General features: G+C 61.1%; 12 protein-coding genes and 1 tRNA gene. 3 read left to right on the top strand and 10 right to left on the bottom strand.

What is annotated here, in order from left to right; genetic code table 11:
• Positions 1–58: 58 nt before the first annotated feature.
• Positions 59–134, bottom strand: a tRNA-Thr gene (locus ACUY2T_RS04935).
• 84 nt (positions 135–218) lie between these two features.
• Positions 219–1,442 carry a DNA polymerase III subunit delta' gene (locus ACUY2T_RS04930; protein ID WP_434825203.1) on the bottom strand — a complete coding sequence of 408 codons (1,224 nt, stop codon included), beginning with the start codon at positions 1,440–1,442 and terminating at the stop codon, positions 219–221.
• 112 nt (positions 1,443–1,554) lie between these two features.
• Here ACUY2T_RS04930 and ACUY2T_RS04925 point away from each other — a divergent pair, with 112 nt between their 5' ends.
• Entirely contained in the window at positions 1,555–3,087 is a 1,533-nt protein-coding gene (locus ACUY2T_RS04925; RefSeq protein ID WP_434825179.1) for an adenylate/guanylate cyclase domain-containing protein, read from the top strand.
• Positions 3,088–3,126: 39 nt separating this feature from the next.
• Here the strand turns inward: ACUY2T_RS04925 and ACUY2T_RS04920 are convergent, their stop codons facing one another.
• The 3 genes from ACUY2T_RS04920 to cspE all read right to left on the bottom strand — a co-directional run bounded on the left by ACUY2T_RS04920 (position 3,127) and on the right by cspE (position 7,488).
• The gene (locus tag ACUY2T_RS04920; RefSeq protein ID WP_448307779.1) at positions 3,127–4,026 is read right to left on the bottom strand and encodes a CoA transferase; all 900 of its coding nucleotides are present in this window, start codon (positions 4,024–4,026) and stop codon (positions 3,127–3,129) included.
• A 42-nt stretch (positions 4,027–4,068) separates the two neighbouring features.
• On the bottom strand, positions 4,069–7,074 hold the full coding sequence (topA, locus tag ACUY2T_RS04915; protein ID WP_448307778.1) for a type I DNA topoisomerase: 3,006 nt from the start codon (positions 7,072–7,074) through the stop codon (positions 4,069–4,071).
• A 210-nt stretch (positions 7,075–7,284) separates the two neighbouring features.
• Positions 7,285–7,488, bottom strand: a complete 204-nt coding sequence (gene cspE, locus ACUY2T_RS04910; RefSeq protein ID WP_293790858.1) for a transcription antiterminator/RNA stability regulator CspE — start codon at positions 7,486–7,488, stop codon at positions 7,285–7,287.
• 266 nt (positions 7,489–7,754) lie between these two features.
• Here cspE and ACUY2T_RS04905 point away from each other — a divergent pair, with 266 nt between their 5' ends.
• Entirely contained in the window at positions 7,755–10,154 is a 2,400-nt protein-coding gene (locus ACUY2T_RS04905; protein WP_448307777.1) for a DEAD/DEAH box helicase, read from the top strand.
• Between the two features lie 57 nt (positions 10,155–10,211).
• Positions 10,212–11,552, top strand: a complete 1,341-nt coding sequence (locus ACUY2T_RS04900; RefSeq protein ID WP_448307776.1) for an alpha/beta hydrolase family protein — start codon at positions 10,212–10,214, stop codon at positions 11,550–11,552.
• 8 nt (positions 11,553–11,560) lie between these two features.
• Here the strand turns inward: ACUY2T_RS04900 and ACUY2T_RS04895 are convergent, their stop codons facing one another.
• The 5 genes from ACUY2T_RS04895 to ACUY2T_RS04875 all read right to left on the bottom strand — a co-directional run bounded on the left by ACUY2T_RS04895 (position 11,561) and on the right by ACUY2T_RS04875 (position 15,137).
• Positions 11,561–11,884 carry an Rv3654c family TadE-like protein gene (locus ACUY2T_RS04895; RefSeq protein WP_293790861.1) on the bottom strand — a complete coding sequence of 108 codons (324 nt, stop codon included), beginning with the start codon at positions 11,882–11,884 and terminating at the stop codon, positions 11,561–11,563.
• Positions 11,885–11,905: 21 nt separating this feature from the next.
• The gene (locus ACUY2T_RS04890) at positions 11,906–12,214 is read right to left on the bottom strand and encodes a hypothetical protein (RefSeq protein WP_293790862.1); all 309 of its coding nucleotides are present in this window, start codon (positions 12,212–12,214) and stop codon (positions 11,906–11,908) included.
• Positions 12,215–12,343: 129 nt separating this feature from the next.
• Positions 12,344–12,709: a DUF4244 domain-containing protein gene (locus tag ACUY2T_RS04885; RefSeq protein WP_448307775.1), complete on the bottom strand. Its 366-nt coding sequence runs from the start codon at positions 12,707–12,709 to the stop codon at positions 12,344–12,346.
• A 96-nt stretch (positions 12,710–12,805) separates the two neighbouring features.
• Complete coding sequence (locus tag ACUY2T_RS04880; RefSeq protein ID WP_448307774.1) at positions 12,806–13,945, bottom strand: type II secretion system F family protein; 1,140 nt, start codon at positions 13,943–13,945, stop codon at positions 12,806–12,808.
• Entirely contained in the window at positions 13,932–15,137 is a 1,206-nt protein-coding gene (locus ACUY2T_RS04875) for a TadA family conjugal transfer-associated ATPase (protein WP_448307773.1), read from the bottom strand. The genes ACUY2T_RS04880 and ACUY2T_RS04875 overlap by 14 nt, the downstream gene beginning before the upstream one ends.
• Between the last annotated feature and the right edge of the window lie 13 nt (positions 15,138–15,150).

The following is a 15,150-nucleotide window of genomic DNA, read 5'->3' as shown; positions in this document are numbered from 1 at the left end:
GTCGCTAGCAATCAAAATGTCCCACAGCAAACTGTCAAGAATGCTGTGGGACATCACATGGAGCCGCTTGCGAGAATCGAACTCGCGACCTTTTCATTACGAGTGAAACGCTCTGCCGACTGAGCTAAAGCGGCGCGTACATTAAGTACGAAGCGTTATCCTAGCCGACGCAAACCCTGAGCACCAAAACACACTTAGTACCCAGCCCGGAACCTTCGTTAAGCCACCCCGCAGCACTGCTGTAGGCGCCCCGCCATCGCATCCAGCGCCACCTCTGGCCGCACGTTATAGCCCAGCACCTCGCGGCACTCCATCACCGCATCGATGCAGCTCACCAACGCAGACGCACTGTTGCGCCGCGCCAGTTCCTTCGACGTCGCTGCCATGTCTGGATGCTGGTGTCCACCTACCGGCACACCTTCGTCGTCCACTGCACCCGCGGCCTGAAGCATCGCGTCGCGGTACAGCCCGGCGATGTCGATCAGCGCCAGGTCTAACGAGTCACGGGTCCTTCTTGTGCGCCTGTTCTTCTGCTCTTTTTCTAGCTCTTTCATTCTTCCCGACGCCCCCCGCTGGGCCTTTGCAGCACCCTTACCTTTCGCGCCTACGCCAAGGCTGCTCTCCAAATCTTCGCGTTCCCGCTGATCCAATTTCTCCAACTCGCTGGCGGCCTCTTCAGCTGCCTTGGCTACCAGCTCGGACGTGAAACGGTACAGCGCATTGGGCTCGTACACCAGCTTCGGCAGTTTAAGGGCAGTGGCGCGTTTGTTTCGGGCGGCCTCGTCGCTGGCCAAGTGTCTCGCTCTACCAATATGGCCGGCTGACACATCGGCGGCCCATTGGGCTTGGCTTTCGCTGAGTCCGAGGGTGGCGTCACTAAGCAAGACCCCTTTCACCGCCGCCGGAGAAGGAGTAGGCACATAAACATGACGGCAGCGCGACCGCAGCGTGATTGCAATATCCGATGGATCTGTTGACGGCGCGCACAGCAGAAAGACGGTGCGGGCTGGGGGCTCCTCGACCGACTTGAGCAAAGCGTTGGCGGCAGCGTCATTGAGCCGGTCAGCATCCTCCACAACCACCACACGCCAGCGCGCAACAGTGGGCATGTTCGCGGCTTCGTGGATGGCCCCGCGGATCTCGTCGACCGAAAGAACCACACCAGTAGTGGACACCCACAGGATGTCCGGGTGGGTTCCCGCAGCAGCGCTACGGCACTGATCGCATTGCCCACAACCGCCGTGCGGGCACACCAGAGCCGTGGCGAAAACCTTCGCCGCGATAGAACGCCCGGAGCCGGGAGGGCCGGTGAACAACCACGAGTGAGTCATCGCCTGCGGATCCTCCACGGCCCGCTGCAGGGGACGGCGGACAGATTCCGCAGTGATCCGCCCAAAGACTCCCGCTGCGTGCCCCGGTGTGGCTGGCGCCGTGGTTTCCATCATGGTTACTTAGTCTAGCTATTCGCCCCGACCACCCTCCGCGTGTCCTCGGCATAGGTAGGGCATAGGTAGACGCACCCGGCGGGGGTGCCGGTGCGATAGTCTGAATGGCATGAAACAACTGCTGCGCTACCTGTCCTGGGCCTGGGGAACCTCCTGGCCCCTGTACGCAGCAACCGTGTTAGCCACCAATGTCATCGGCGCCACTGCAGTGGCCACGTTCCTGCGTTTCCTCATCCCTCTGCCTGCCGCGCGCGAACTAACAAGTCCGGACACCACTATTGCCACGCTGTACATCATCTATTTCGGTGTGGCCGTCTTGGCTGGCATTGCAATGACCTTGTACTTCTTCGCGCCCGTGCTGAGGTGGCAGCGCACACCAAAAGCCTATGATCCGAATATGGTGCGCGACCTGGTGCTGCGCATCCCCCTGTTGCAGACCATCACGGGCATCGTGCTGTGGGCAATAGGTGTGGTGCTGTTTACTGTCGTGGCCTGTCGGCACAGTACGGAATGGGGCATCACCGTCGCTGTGACGGCCACGTTGGGCGGCATGATGGTGAGCCTAATGACTTATATGGAGGCCGAACGCCTGGTGCGTCCCGTCGCCGCAAAGGCTCTAGCCAAGGGTGCCCCGGATCATTCGCGCCTGTCCCCGCTTTCTCACCGGCTGATGACGACCTGGGCGCTGACCTCCGCCGTGCCGGTGCTGGGCATGGTGCTGCTGCTATTCGCGGCAGCTACCGACTTCTACCCCGAGAACTCCCGCGGCATCATCCCAGCGATGCTGGCGCTGGCGCTGACCACCCTGCTGACCGGTTTCATGGGCACCACCTTGTTCTCCATGGCCGTGGCCGACCCGATCCGTGAGTTGCAGTACGCCATCAACCGCGTCCGCCGCGGTGAGGTGAATACGACCGTGCGGATCTACGATTCCTCCGAGATCGGAGTGCTGCAAGCTGGCTTTAACGAGATGATGCGCGGGTTGCAAGAGCGCCAGCGCGTATCGGATCTTTTTGGGCGTTACGTCGGCACTGAGGTCGCACGCCGGGCGCTGGAGGAAAAACCGGAGCTGGGTGGCGAGGCTCGGCACGTGGCAGTGCTCTTCGTCGATGTGATTGGCTCCACCGGCTTCGCTACTGAGAAGGAACCAGAGCACGTGGTGAAAGCCCTCAACGAGTTCTTCGACCGAGTGGTGGAGGTTGTGCACGCGAACAAGGGCATCATCAACAAGTTTGAAGGCGATGCGGCCCTGGCCGTGTTCGGCGCCCCTCTGCCTTTGGACGATGTGGCCGGACACGCTCTGGCTGCCGCCCGCGAATTGAAGGCCAAGCTGCAAGGGCTGGAGTTCGTCGCCGGGATTGGAGTTGCCGCTGGCTCCGTTGTTGCGGGTCACATCGGCGCGAAGGATCGCTTTGAATACACCGTCATCGGCGATGCTGTGAACCAGGCCGCCCGCCTGACGGATCTGGCGAAGAAGACCCCCGGTCAGGTTCTCACCAGCGCAGCGACCCTGCGCGCAGCCAATGAAGCTGAGCAGGCTCGTTGGACCATGATGAAGTCCGTGGAACTGCGCGGTCGCCGTGAGATGACCCAGATCGCCCGTCCTATTCGCGCCACTCTCGCCGATCGATCCACGTCCTAAGCGCTTGCCCTATGGCGACACTGCCACAAGGCGACACTGCTAACCTCGCCGCACGGATGCGATAGGGAGGTTCCTTTCCGACGCCATCCCGTCCCACCACGCTGCCGTCTTCTGCCCCACCGCTGCCGCCAGCTGCTCTGCGGTGATCCCCTCCGACTGCAGCTGGGCGACAGTGGCCTGCGTAGGTAGCAGCCCTTCCACATGCAAGGCTTCGATCAGGCCTGCAAAGAAGTGCGGTTCCAGCGCTGCGATCGCCACCCAACCACCGCATTGAGCTTGGTAGAGTCCATACCCCGGCAACAGACCACCGAGCAGTGTGTCGGGACCGGTGAGCCGGAAGCGGGCCGGAGTGGCAAATTCAGTGGCCATGTCCGCCAGCGCCACCTCGTGGTAGCTTCCCTGCCCGGTGGCCGCAGTCTGCCACAGAGCGGCCAGAGCCTGGGAGACTGCACGCTCTGCACCCGCCAGATCAGCGATGGGAACTACCGGCATGGCGGGGGTATCTCCGTGGAAGGAGAGCGTGCCGGCGTGCGCCTCGTATGTGAGGTCGTGCCCGGCTACGTCAACGTGCTCACCGGAGTGGCCGACAATCGCCACCTGCGACAGTACGGGGAAACGAGCGTGCAGATCCTCCCACCCCAATCCGAGGCGTTCCAGCGAGGCCGGTCGGGAACTCGTAAGCAGTAGGTCTGCCCCCTCCAGGAACTCATGCAGCTCCTGGAGGCCAGGCTCCGCCTTGAGGTCGATATGGCGCACATCCTGCCCGTCTACCAAGTGTTGGTAGTACGGCTCGCAGTACAGGCGCATGGGGTCAGCGGCTTTGCCGGGGCCTTCGACCTTGATGACGGTGCCACCCAATTCCTGCAGACGCTTTGCAGCGACGGGTCCGGGAAGGTTCGGGGCAAGGGTAACGACGCTAAAGCTCGGGAGCTGATTCATGCTCCCGAACTTATCAGTTCCCACCCAAAAGTATGGCCGTTTTTAGTGGGACTTCTTCACCGTGCGCTTCGTTAGCGTCGGCGGCTTCTTAGCCGTCTTCTTGGTGGTTTTCTTGGTCGACTTCTTGGCGGCCTTCTTAGTGGACTTCTTGCTCGACTTCTTGGTGGCCTTCCGGCTCGACTTTGCAGGTGCCGTGCCCTCTGCAGCCTGCTTGGCGCGGCGTTCGGAGAGCAACTCATTCGCGCGGGCGTCAGTAATAGTCTCCGGGGTATCACCCTTGCGCAACGATGCATTGGTGACTCCGTCGGTGACATAGGCGCCGAAACGGCCGTCCTTGACGGACATGGGCTTGCCAGAAACATCGTTATCACCCAGCTGCTTCAGTGGCGGCTGGGCGGCAGCGCGACCCCGGCGCTTCGGCTCGGCGTAGATGCGGCGAGCTTCGTCGAGGGTGATGTTAAAGATCTGTTCCTCATTGGCCAGCGAGCGGGAATCGTTGCCCTTCTTCAGGTACGGGCCATAGCGACCGTTTTGGGCGGTGATCAGCTCGTTATCGCTGGGATCCACGCCCACCTCGCGCGGCAGGCTCATAAGCTTCAGGGCTTCCTCCAGTGTCACGCTGGAGGGCTCCATGTCGCTGAACAAGCTGGCGGTCTTAGGCTTCAGCGTCTCCTCGACGATCTGCTTGACGCGCTTTTCCTTCTGCGACTGGGCAGTCTTTGTCTCGCGGCTCAGAGGCTTCTTGCCCTCGGCTTCGCGAGCGCGATCCTGTTCGTCGCGTTCAGCCTCCCACGTCTTCACGGCCTCCTCGGCCACGCGGGCTTCCTCGTCCTCGCCCAGCACCTCGGTGACATAAGGGCCATAGCGTCCCTCTCGGGCAACGATGGTGCGCCCATTGTCGGGGTTGATGCCCAGTTCCCTACCGCCCTGCGGGGTGGCGAAGAGCTTCTCGGCGACCTCCAGCGTCAGACCATCCGGGGTCATGGATTCCGGCAGGTTCGCGCGCTGTACCTCGGGTTCCGTGCCCTCAGGGGCGTCCTCCGGCAGCGGCTTGATGCGCTCCAGGTAGGGGCCATAGCGGCCAACGCGAACGACAATCGGCACACCGTTTTCGTCGTCGAAAATGTGCAGGGAGTTCACCCGGCGGGCGTCGATCTGCTCCAGATTGTCGCCCACAATGTGCTTCAAGCCGCCCAGGCGTGGGACAACGGCGCCCGGAGCCTCCGGGCGAGAGCTATCCCCAAAGTAGAAGCCCTTAAGCCAGTTCACACGATCCTCGTCGCCCGCTGCGATGGCATCCAGTTCGTCTTCCATGGCGGAAGTGAAATCATAGTCCACCAGCGCGCCGAAGCTCTGTTCCAAAAGACCCACCACGGCAAACGCCACCCATGAAGGCACCAGCGCATTACCGCGCGGCAGCACGTAGCCACGATCCTGGATGGTGCGGATGATGGAAGCGTAAGTCGACGGGCGACCAATGCCCATCTCTTCCATCTTCTTGACCAGTGAAGCCTCGGTGTAGCGGGCTGGCGGGTTCGTCGAGTGCCCGTCGGCTTCCACGTCCCGGGCGTTCAGCTCGTCCCCCTCGGTCAACTGCGGCAGGCGCTTTTCCGCATTGTCGGCCACATCACGACCATCGGCGGTGCGGCTGACCTCCACGTAGGCCTTGAGGAAGCCTGGGAAGGTCAGGGTACGGCCCGTAGCGCTGAATTCGCAGCTCTCACCCGATTTCGCATCACCTGCGACGGTGACCTTCATCGACTGGCCCTTTGCATCGGCCATCTGGGAGGCGACAGTGCGCTGCCAAATCAGCTCGTAGAGCTTGAACTCCTCGGCATCCAGCTGACCGCTCAACTGGCCAGGGGTCTGGAAAGTCTCGCCTGCCGGGCGAATCGCCTCGTGAGCCTCCTGCGAGTTCTTCACCTTGCGGGTGTACTGGCGCGGGCCATCGGCAACGAACTTCGCACCGTATAGCTCCTTCGCCTGCTTACGTGCGGCCTCAATACCGGCAGTCGACAAGGTCGTCGAGTCGGTACGCATATAGGTGATATGACCGTTTTCGTACAGACGCTGCGCAATGCGCATCGTGCGCTCCGAGGTAAAACGGAGCTTACGACCCGCCTCCTGCTGCAAGGTAGACGTCATAAACGGCGGGTACGGGCGGCGAGTGTAGGGCTTTTCCTCCACCGCAGTCACAGCGAACTCCTGCCCCTGCAACCCCTCAGCCAGGGACTTTGCTTTCGCCCCATCCAGCACAAAAGTATCCTTTGCGCTGGCTTTGAGCGTGCCGTCATCGCTAAAGTCACGCCCTTGCGCCACGCGCTTGCCCGCGACCGCAGTCAGCCGTGCTTCGAAGGAATCCGGGGCGGCGTCATCAAGAGACGAAGAAAGCGCATCGACCAGGCCGAACGTAGCGCTCAAGTCCCAGTACTCGGCGGGGACAAACTTCATACGCTCGCGCTCGCGCTCGACGATCACGCGAGTGGCGACGGACTGTACGCGACCCGCCGACAGGCGCGGCATGACCTTCTTCCACAGCACCGGCGAGACCTCATATCCATAGAGGCGATCCAGTACACGGCGGGATTCCTGAGCATCCACCAGGTCGTAGTCGAGTTCGCGGGTGTTCTGCGCTGCCTCCAGGATGGCATTCTTCGTGATCTCGTGGAAGACCATGCGGCGCACCGGCACCTTTGGCTTCAGAACCTCCAGCAGGTGCCAGGCAATTGCCTCACCCTCGCGGTCGGGGTCTGTCGCGAGGTAGAGCTCGTCTACCTGCTTGAGCTTTGCCTTGAGGTCAGCGACCTTCTTTTTCTTGTCCGGGCTAACAACGTAGAGCGCCTCGAAGTCCTTATCGACGTTGACGCCCAGCCGTGCCCATGGTTCCTTCTTATACTTCGCCGGAACGTCTGCGGCGCCCCGAGGAAGGTCGCGAATGTGCCCGACGGAAGCCTCGACGATGTAATTCGCTCCCAGGATCGGTGCGATCTTCTTCGCCTTCGTCGCCGACTCAACGATCACTAGACGTTTGACGCCATCGTTTCCCATCGGTTGAATTCACACATCCTTCAAGAATCTATGGGTTTGCCGGGTGCCATTGTTCTACAGATTTATTTCAATGGTGCCACTTACGCATTTCTAAGTGACACTACGCGGTTTCCGCAATTCCATTGCAACCGGGGTGGGAGCATGGATAAGGCAAAGCCCCCGCCAGGCGCGCGAGGCGCCGAGGCGAGGGCTTGCTCAACCCTGTGGGTCTTATAGAGCCGTGACGTTCTGAGCCTGCGGCCCCTTAGCGCCCTCGCCAACCTCGAACTCAACCTTCTGGTTCTCCTCGAGGGTGCGGAAGCCGCTGCCCTGGATCTCAGAGTAGTGGACGAAGACGTCGGAAGATCCGTCGTCCGGGGCGATGAAGCCAAAGCCCTTCTCCGCGTTGAACCACTTGACGGTTCCCTGTGCCATGAATTTCTACCTATCTTGTTGAATCTGTCCGGCGCAAGTCTGCTGAGACCACCAAACGCCGAGGTCGGAAGATACTTCGTTTCCAACCCAATCGGCTAAAACCCAACGAGACCCCACCTCACGCCGAGGCGAGCGGAAAAGTACCGAGGATTTTAAAAACCATTGGCCAGTTTGCCATGTCCACGGAGCAAACGATCAGACGAGTGCGGAATCCGGGAGACAATTGACTTGTATCCACCCCCTAATGGGGTCTAGAACTATCGTTAATGTCCGAGCTCACGCCCCCTACCTCTGGTTCCGCCGTCGATTCCTCGTCCGGCACTGCGCCCAGCTCTGGGTCTAGCAACGCCACCAGCTCTGCGCCGTCGTTCGGTGAGGAATTACTGGCCGACCTGACGCCGGAGTTTCCACGCTCCACGGTCACCCACACACGCACCATCCCCGCCCGTCCATCGCAGACAGCCAAGTGGCCGGAATGGGCCGACGAATCATTAGTGGAATACCTGCACGAGCAGGGAATTTTCGCGCCCTGGTCGCACCAGGTAGAGACCGCTACCCACGCCCATGCGGGCCAGGATGTGGTGGTTTCGACCGGCACGGCGTCAGGAAAAAGCCTTGGCTACCAGCTGGCCGTTTTGAGCGACCTGGCAACAGCGAGCACCGCGACGGCTCTATACCTCGCACCAACGAAGGCGCTGGCGCAGGATCAGCGGGCGGCGCTGGCCAAGATGTGTGCGGGCACAGCGAACTTAAACGACATCATGGTAGCCACGTACGACGGCGATACCCCGCCGGAGACACGTAGGGTGATCCGCGACCAGGCACGGGTGATCGTGACGAACCCGGACATGCTGCACGCCTCGATGTTGGGGAATCCGCAGTCGTGGAGCCGACTGCAGCGCACCTTGCGTTATGTGGTGATCGACGAGTGCCACGTCTACCGCGGTGTGTTCGGTGCACATGTAGCGATGGTTCTACGGCGCCTGCTGCGACTATGCGGAACGGCGCCGACGATTGTGCTAGCTTCCGCGACCAGCGTGGATCCGGCAGCACATGCCCGCCGACTGACGGGTCGCGAGGACATAGTGGCGGTGACGCAAGACGGCGCACCCACTGGCGAGCGGACCATCGCACTATGGGAACCGGGTTTTCTGCCGGAAGTTGAGGGAGAAAATGGTGCGCCGGTGCGACGAGCCGCGAACTCCGAGGCCGCAGATGTAATGGCGCTGGCGATCGCCCAGGGTGCGCGGACGCTGACATTCGTACGTTCCCGGCGCGGTGCGGAGGTGGTGTCCGTCGCCGCTGCAGAGAAACTGGGGGCGATGGGCCGCAGTGCGGATGCGGTGCGGGTGGCAGCATACCGGGCGGGCTACACCCCGGAGGATCGCCGTGAACTAGAGCGGCGTTTTGATAATGGTGAGCTGTTGGGAATCGCCTCGACGAATGCACTCGAGCTGGGCATCGATGTTGGCGGGTTGGATGTTGTGGTGACCAGCGGCTTCCCTGGCACGATTGCGAGTTTCCGGCAGCAGGCAGGGCGTGCGGGTAGGCGCGGCCAGGGCGCGCTGGTGGTGCTGGTGGGCGCGGATGATCCGATGGATACGTATTTACTGCACCATCCAGAGGCTCTACTGGATCGCCCCGTGGAAAACACGGTCTTCGACCCGGGCAACCCCTATGTGCTGGCTGACCACGTAGTGTGCGCAGCCGCGGAAAAGCCGCTGTCGGAGGCGGAGGTTACCCGCTGGGGTGCCGAGCGCGTGGTGGAGCACCTTTTGCGCCGGGGTGTATTGAAGCGCAGACCACGGGGCATTTTTGCGGACTTGCAGGCTGCCGAGCAGGTGCATGCGCAGGTCTCTATCCGCGGGGGCGCGGCGAAGCAGGTGGCGATCGTGGAGGCCGATTCCGGGCGCCTGCTGGGCACTGTCGATGAGCCGCGGGCAACGTCGGATGTGCACACCGGGGCGGTGTATATGCACCAGGGCGAGACATTCGTGGTGCAGCTGTTGAATTTAGAGGAATCCGTAGCATGGGTGCGCCCCGAGTTTCCTGAGTACACCACGCAGGTGATCCGCGATACGGACATCACGGTGCGGCGTACTCGAGGCACGCACAAGATCTGCGATGGGGTGTGGCTGGCAGATGTGGATGTGGAGGTTTCCCACACCGTCAGTGGCTACCGGAAGCGTTTGCCGGGTGGCGAAATCCTAGAAACCGTGCCGCTGGATGTGCCGCCGGAATCCTTGCGTACCCGCGCGGTGGCTTACACAGTGGAACCAGATCTACTACTGGATCTGGGCCTGCCGGAGCCGACCTGGCCGGGCACTTTGCACGCCGCAGAGCATGCGGCGATTGGCCTGTTACCTTTGATCGCGACGTGCGACCGTTGGGATATCGGTGGGGTGTCCACTGCCCTGCATGCAGATACGGGGCTGCCAACGGTGTTCGTCTATGACGGTTATGCCGGTGGCGCAGGTTTTGCGGAGCAAGGCTTCGCTCGCTTTGCCGAGTGGATGGCCGCCACCGCCGAGACCGTGGAGACTTGCGAGTGCGAGTCCGGCTGCCCTTCCTGCGTGCAATCGCCGAAGTGCGGTAATGGTAACGATCCACTGTTTAAGGCAGGTGCGGTGTCGTTGCTGCGGGCACTGGCCAATGCCGCGGGTTAGTTCGCTGATTTTTATGACGCCACACGGGGAGGTTGCTTTAACCATATACTTTCCCCCATGAAGTTATTTGTCGGGAAAAATCATTCTGGCTTGCGCAAAGGAGCCGCAGCAACCATCGCCGGAGTTACAGCTCTAGCGGTATCTTTCGGTTCAACTAACCTTGCTGCAGCGCAGCCATTAGCACCGTCTGGGGTGCATTCCAGCGCCGCTTCGTTGGTCAACCGTGGGGAAGCCATGCGAACTCCCGCCCCCTATGCAGGCGCTACTTTCGACAGTGGTCTGAAAATCGGCAAGGTACCCGCCAAACCGGGAATGCTTATGAACACTGTTCGCCTCGACCCGAATGTTGGGCTGTCGGCGGCGGGGCAGCAATTCCGGTTTAGCTATTCCACAACCAATCAGCACGGCACGGTCGCCCCTTCCACAGGTGCGATGTTCTTCCCTAAGGGCAAGCCTCCGGCTGGCGGCTGGCCCGTGCTGGCCTGGGCTCACGGGACCGTGGGGTTGGCAGATCAGTGCACCCCATCCATAAATCCGCGGTCTGCGCGGGATACGGATTATCTGAATCACTGGCTGAACCAGGGCTATGCCATCGTAGCCAGCGACTATGCCGGGATGAGCACCGATGGTCTCATGAGCTACCTCAACGGTAAGTCCACTGCAGCTAACGTTGTGGATTCCGTCATCGCCGCCCAGGGGCTACCTGTGGTGAAGCAGCGAAAGCAGAAGCTTTCGCGCAATTGGGCAGTTATTGGCCAGTCTCAGGGCGGCGGCGCGGCTCTCCATGTTGCGTTGCGCGCGACGGGCCGTAGCAAGGAGGCGAATCTGAACTTTGTAGGCACAGTCGCGACAGGCGCCCCGGCCTATGTCGAGGAGATTGTGTTGGCAGGTAGTCCAACCTTCCCACCTGTTCCTCTACCAGCTGGCTTGAACACTTATGCGATGTACATTCTCGCCGCTTTCCGCGAGGCAAACCCAAACATCGATGTCGATTCGGCGCTCACCCCGGAGGGCAAGCGGATGGTAAAGGCCGCCGAGGGATCCTGTTACCACGAGCTATCGTCCGCCTTAAAGGGCACAAATGTGGCTCGCGCATTCTCGAAGCCACTGCGCGAGGTGCCGGGTTTGGAGCCTGCGTTACGAGCGTTCATGCAGACTCCCGCCACTGGCTACGACAAACCTGTTTTCTTAGGCCATGGCCTCATGGATAAGGACGTTCCCACTCCCATCGGCATCATGCTGAACTCGGACATGTGGATCCACCAATTTATCGGCGACATGCGCAGCCGGAATAAGCGTGTCGAGGTTCACTGGTACCCCACCGACCATGGCGGGACAGTGCCCGTATCGCAGCAGCACTCCACCCCGTTCCTAGCCGATCTTTTCCGCAAGGCCTAGGCCACTCCCTATTCCACTGGCCCGGCCATGGCCTGCGCTTTCTGTGGAAGGATACGGGAGTTCGAGCCTGGGCGGGTGACAACTTCCACCGTCACAAACTCTCCTTTGACCTCGCAGTTCTCCATGTTCGCCCCATTTGCATCGGCAATGCTCCGGGCAGTATCGCACGGCGAATTCTCACCAGCTTGAATAGCCATGGCCGCCGATAGTGCAGCCATATCGGCAGCGGTGCTCGCCTGTTCCTTATGCCCCAGCATCGCCGCACCGAGGGCAAGAAGCGAAACGATCGAAAGAATGCCGAGGGTAATCAGCGCCCCGTACACGGTACTCATGGACTGGTTCCCTGCCTCCCCTTATCCCTCGTCAGGCTCCACCATCGTGACGGCTTCACCATGGACGTCGAACAATGCCCCGTCTTTGGAGACCTTTACCCTCACAAGCGACGAGTCCGCACTACCTTCGCGAGTAGTAGAGACGCTCGCGTTGGCGTCGAGCTGCCGAGCCAGAGCAACCCCATCTCCGCCGCGCGCTTCGACCCGGGCGACTGTCCGCGCGAGTGATTGTGCCGTAGCCGCCTGTGACATGGTGGTCAAGCCCGCAGCGGCTCCTCCGGCGACAAGAGTCATGGCAGACAAGACGATGGCGCCTTCAACTGTGTTCATCAGTGTTCCTGGATATTCTTGGATGTTGATTTATGTTTTGGTGTCACCCCTCTTGCGTGCCCGATCCATTCGGATCAGACTCGCGCGAAGGGGGCACGACGGAAAGTGGGCAGTTCCTAAGCCCTTCGGTTACTTCGTGTTCAGCGCCTTCTCGAAGATTCCACTGAGTGCCTGCTCTACGGTGTCCGAGGTGACGACCGTGTAGAGGAGAGCGCCAAGAGCGGCCGCCGCAACGCATCCAAGGGCGTACTCAATAGTGGACATTCCTTTTTCATCTGTGTAGCGAGAGTAGATTGCACCAATAATCTGGTTCCACCAACTGCTGAGTGGGTTGACTTGTTCAGAGAATTCGCAGTTTACGCCCGAAGCGGGGTCCGTCTTTACGGGCGCGGCCTTGAGCTGATCGTTGGCGAGCACATGGGCACACGGCTCGAAAGCGGTGTGTTCAATGTTTGATGTGGTCAGAGTCGGTGTGGTCAGAGTCGAAGTAGTCATGGTCAGTTTTCCTTCCCGGGTCGCAGTGTCCGCGCACCCTTTTTCGGTTGTCGGTGTAGTCATTTAAGGAACACCTCTATCTCCCCTCCCAAAGCCTCATAACGAAGCCATGCCAATGGCCAGTGGTATGAGGCCGACAAAAACGAAGGCTGGGAGGAAGCAGAGGGTCAACGGGGCCGCCAAAGCTATCAAGACCTTTTCAGCTCCGGCAGTTGCCTTGTCTGCGGCAATGCGCCGGAGATGTTCGGCCTGCTGGTGCATTCCATCGGCCAGTGATGTTCCGGCGCGAGTCTGCTGTGCAGCTTGGCGGGCAATGGCCCCAAGCAGGGGATGGTCAGCCAGAGTGAGCCACGCCTGGGCTCCTCCACCGAGATGCAGGAGAGCCATAGCGTGCCTGAGCGTTCCTTCGTCCTGTTGGGCAAGCGGCCCCACCCCTAACGTCCACGCAGGTAGCAGCGCCTTTCCGGCGTGTAGTGCTGCGGCTGTGACATCGAGGGCGCGAGCAGCATCCAGTGGCCCCATGGGTGTCGAGCTAGACGGTCCAGCCCGCACACCCACTCCTCCCAGCGGTGATGTAGTCAGTGATTCGCTGAGATGCTCCGTCCACAAAGTGCCCGCGCACACCAGACCAATCCCAGTGAGAAAGAGCAGCACCCCCAGCACATTGGTCAGCAGGAAGCTCAGAGTGCCGAGCCCGCTACTTTGCCCCAATCCCACCGCGCCGATCGGTAATGCCAATAGCACCGTTACCGTCAGTCGTGCTCCCGCTGTCGCGGACGTGGACTTAGAAATGTGGGCTAGTTGTGCATCTATGTCGGTAACATGCGACTGTGCCAGTCCAGCCAGCCCCACACCGTGACGGTGGGAAATTCCCCAAATATTGAAAAGGTGGGCGAAGAAACTGGAGGCGTCGCTCTCCTTCACCTCTGCTCCCGCAATGTCCGGGCCCGGCACGGCTCCCAAGCGCACCTTCACACAGGCAACATCCAACTCGCGACGCAGAGTCTCAGACTTCAGCCCCGACGTGGCGTGCTCAACCGCATCCAATGGTCGCCCGCCGGCCATCACCTCGCGAGCAATGGCATCCACGGCGTCACGTACCTCGGCCAAAGTCTTCATGTGTCGGCGGGTTTTCAGCACACGCCCGATCACGATCTTCAACGTAAAAGCGACCATCAGCGCTGCCGCAACGACCGCCAAAACGGAGATCATGAGCGTTCCCTCAGCCCAGTTCATCGCAGAACTCCTTAAAACCCTCCGGCACACATTCTTGCCCACCCCGCCGCTGCCACAGCACTTCGATGCGTGCCCGTTCATCCCCGACCAATCGCGCGATGTGCGTTAGTCGCCGGCCCTTCTCCGTGCGGGAAACGTGCAGCACCACATCAATCCCGTCGATCGCCTGGCGCGAAAGAGCCATCCGATCCAGGCCAGCCATCGCACCCAACGCTTCCAACCGTCCGGGAACGCTCGCCGGATCGTTAGCATGGATGGTTCCTGCACTGCCCGCATGCCCGGTATTGAGCGCCACCAGCAAATCTGCCACCTCCGGGCCACGAATCTCCCCCACCACGATGCGATCCGGCCGCATCCGCAGACTCTGCTTCACCAATGCAGTCATGGAGATCGCACCCGCACCCTCCGCATTGCCCTCACGGGTGGTTAGCGCCACCACATGTGGATGGTCGATCAGCAGCTCCGGGGTATCCTCCACCACGATCAACCGCTGATCGCGCGCCACCTCCGCCAACAACGCCGCCAACAGGGTGGTCTTTCCCGCACCCGTCCCGCCGCTAATCAGGATGTTGCGTCGCGCCCGCACAATTCGCCGCAGCACATCTGCCATATCCGGACTCGTCAGTCCATTTGCAACCAGCGCATCCAACTTGTTCTTCTGCCCGGTGATCGCACGCAAGCTAATGCAGCTCCCTCCCGCTGCCGGAGGAGCCAGCAAGGTATGTATACGGATCGTCTGAGCAGCCACGTCCGGCGGCAGCTCGCGCAGCACCCCGTCTGCAAATGGTCTTGCCTCATCCAGTCTCTCCCCGCACATTGTTGCCATTCGAACAGCCAGTTCACGTGCTGCTTCTACTCCGATGTTCACCCCGTCAACTCGCTGCATTCCCTCGCCACGATCTGCCCACACGCTGCCATCACCGTTTAGCACCACGTCCGTCACCAACGGATCTTGCAGCGGCTCTGCCAGGGGTCCCAGCCCACTGAACTCGCGCTGGAGTGTGCGTACATTCTCCACGCTCGCTTTGCCGATCAAGTGCAAACTCTGCGAAAGGTCTCGCTCGTCCGGCCTGCTAATTCCTTGTTCTGCCAGGTCATCTCGCACAATCGCGAGGAGACTACGCGCGGATTCTCGCTGTTGCTGTTTCTTAAGCTTCTTCAGCTCAGTGTTCTTTCTTCGTGACGCCCCCACGTCTCCCCCTTTC

The organism is Corynebacterium sp. 22-2729 (genome assembly GCF_053479475.1).
Note: the sequence above shows the minus strand (reverse complement) of the source record. Positions and strands in the feature narration are given on the sequence as shown.

Excerpts from the sequence above, each read along its gene's own strand:
- ACUY2T_RS04925 (WP_434825179.1), top strand. The coding sequence starts at position 1,555 with ATGAAACAACTGCTGCGCTACCTGTCCTGGGCCTGGGGAACCTCCTGG.
- ACUY2T_RS04885 (WP_448307775.1), bottom strand. The coding sequence starts at position 12,709 with ATGACTACTTCGACTCTGACCACACCGACTCTGACCACATCAAACATT.
- ACUY2T_RS04930 (WP_434825203.1), bottom strand. The coding sequence starts at position 1,442 with ATGGAAACCACGGCGCCAGCCACACCGGGGCACGCAGCGGGAGTCTTT.
- cspE (WP_293790858.1), bottom strand. The coding sequence starts at position 7,488 with ATGGCACAGGGAACCGTCAAGTGGTTCAACGCGGAGAAGGGCTTTGGC.
- ACUY2T_RS04920 (WP_448307779.1), bottom strand. The coding sequence starts at position 4,026 with ATGAATCAGCTCCCGAGCTTTAGCGTCGTTACCCTTGCCCCGAACCTT.
- ACUY2T_RS04890 (WP_293790862.1), bottom strand. The coding sequence starts at position 12,214 with ATGAACACAGTTGAAGGCGCCATCGTCTTGTCTGCCATGACTCTTGTC.
- ACUY2T_RS04895 (WP_293790861.1), bottom strand. The coding sequence starts at position 11,884 with ATGAGTACCGTGTACGGGGCGCTGATTACCCTCGGCATTCTTTCGATC.
- topA (WP_448307778.1), bottom strand. The coding sequence starts at position 7,074 with ATGGGAAACGATGGCGTCAAACGTCTAGTGATCGTTGAGTCGGCGACG.
- ACUY2T_RS04905 (WP_448307777.1), top strand. The coding sequence starts at position 7,755 with ATGTCCGAGCTCACGCCCCCTACCTCTGGTTCCGCCGTCGATTCCTCG.
- ACUY2T_RS04880 (WP_448307774.1), bottom strand. The coding sequence starts at position 13,945 with ATGAACTGGGCTGAGGGAACGCTCATGATCTCCGTTTTGGCGGTCGTT.
- ACUY2T_RS04900 (WP_448307776.1), top strand. The coding sequence starts at position 10,212 with ATGAAGTTATTTGTCGGGAAAAATCATTCTGGCTTGCGCAAAGGAGCC.